The following is a 2010-nucleotide window of genomic DNA, read 5'->3' on the forward strand; positions in this document are numbered from 1 at the left end:
CTTTTCTTCCTTTTATATTGTATTAAGTGTTATATTTGAAAGAAATAAACGGAAGTTTTTTCACAGACTGACGTTATCGGCAAGGCTATGACGACACTGCAAACAAACAGCAACTGACTAAAATTAGAAACTTAAGAATAGCTTAAATGGCAAAAAATAAACCGAAAATTGAACAGTATCACTTACATAAAGACCAGCCTGAAAAACTGCAATTTGAAATCTATTCTTTAAGCGACTATCTAACAAAAAACAAAGGACATACAGAAAAGCCACACATTCATAGTTTCTATCAAATTATATGGTTTACCAAAGGTAATGGTATGCACTTTGTTGACTTTAATGAATTTAAAGCATCAACAAACAAAATATTTTTTATCTCAAAAAATCAAATTCATTATTTTGACAACTTTTCAAGTTATGAAGGTGTAATTATTCATTTCAACGAAAGTTTTCTTATGGATAATGAAAGTGATATTGACATTTTTTTAAAGTACAACATTTTCAACGACTTTGAAAGTGAACCTGTATTTACAATTCCTTCGGTTGCCATAGAAAACTTTTCACTTTTAGTATCGAATCTTAAAAACGAAATTGAAAACCCAAATAATTTTGCTCACAAGGATTTTCTAAAGCATTTTCTAAAATTATTTTTAATTTCAATACAACGACTCGGAAAAAGAAATAATTGTAAAAATCCTTCAATAAACAATCAACAGAATATTACACTTTTAAAATTCAAAAAATCTCTTGAACTAAATTTCAACAGTATTCATTCGGTTAAAGAGTATGCTAACATTCTAAATATTTCTTCAAAAACACTTACAAATCACACAAGAGAAACTGCTCTAAAAACGCCATTGGAACTCATAAATGATAGAATAATCCTTGAAGCGAAACGACTACTTTCCCATTCAAATTTTAATATTAATGAAATTGGTTTTCAATTAGGATTTGAAGACCCATCATACTTTGTGAAGTTTTTTAAAAAGCAAACGAAAAAGTCGCCAAGCGACTTTAGAAAGGCAATTTCCTAAATTTACCATTCAATTTCCTATTTGTCCATTTTAGGTTATGTGTTGACATTGCACCTTTGCACTGTCAATAATGACATAACAATTTAAATAAAATATAAAAATGACAAAGTTCAAAAGAAATCTCATTGTTTGCCTTACTGTAATTGCAACTGCTTTTACTTCGGCAACATTCGCACAAAAAGCCAATAAGCAAGTTGCAGGTGCTTATTTAGAAATCACACTAAAAATAAACGATGTTGACAGAGCTAATGCTGTAGGAGTTTATTTAAAGTACAAACAACCATTTCTGAAACAAATAAATGGAGCAGTTTCAAAAGAACTGTTAGTAAGAACAGATGATGTACAGGTACTACACGGATTTAAAACACAAGCTGATGCAGAAGCCTATCTAAAATCAGACTTGTTTAACAATGATGTGGTTACTGCATTGAAACCTTATCTACAAGCTTCACCTGATGTAAGAATTTATCAAGTATTCACCAACAAAAAGTAATAAAATGACAAAAGCATATTTAGAAATCAGTTTGAACATAGCAGTTGAAAACAGAGAAACAGCAGGCGGAATTTATTCAAAATACAAACAACCTTTTTTAGACTCAATTAAAGGTGCATCTTCCAAAGAACTATTAATTAGAGACGAAGATGTGCAAGTTTTACACGGTTTTGACACAGTTGAAAATGCAAACGCTTATTTGAAAAGTGAATTATTTAACAATGATGTAGTAAAAGAGTTAGCACCACTTTTAAGTGCTAATCCTGACATTAAAATATATTCTGTAGCATAACAATAATTAAGAATAAGAAATAAAAGGTTGTCAAATTAAATTTTGACAACCTTTTTATCATTAAATTTGGTGTAAAAATAAATGACAAAAAAAACGGCTGAAAAAGCCCAGCCGATAATCGAGTAGACGGCTCCGCTAGGAACTAACGGAGTGCGCCTCTCACACCACCGAGCGTACGGGTCACGTACTCG

3 protein-coding genes are annotated in these 2010 nt (G+C 30.7%); all 3 read left to right on the forward strand.

Annotated features, from left to right (window positions below; translation table 11 throughout):
* Window positions 1-146 precede the first annotated feature (146 nt).
* On the forward strand, window positions 147-1034 hold the full coding sequence (locus tag H8R24_RS17935) for an AraC family transcriptional regulator (protein WP_187021821.1): 888 nt from the start codon (window positions 147-149) through the stop codon (window positions 1032-1034).
* A gap of 100 nt (window positions 1035-1134) precedes the next feature.
* Window positions 1135-1527 carry a hypothetical protein gene (locus H8R24_RS17940; RefSeq protein WP_222617427.1) on the forward strand — a complete coding sequence of 131 codons (393 nt, stop codon included), beginning with the start codon at window positions 1135-1137 and terminating at the stop codon, window positions 1525-1527.
* Window positions 1528-1531: 4 nt separating this feature from the next.
* Window positions 1532-1819, forward strand: a complete 288-nt coding sequence (locus tag H8R24_RS17945; protein WP_187021820.1) for a hypothetical protein — start codon at window positions 1532-1534, stop codon at window positions 1817-1819.
* Window positions 1820-2010: the final 191 nt, after the last annotated feature.

Source organism: Flavobacterium muglaense (assembly GCF_014305155.1).
GTDB classification, from domain to species: Bacteria; Bacteroidota; Bacteroidia; order Flavobacteriales; family Flavobacteriaceae; genus Flavobacterium; species Flavobacterium muglaense.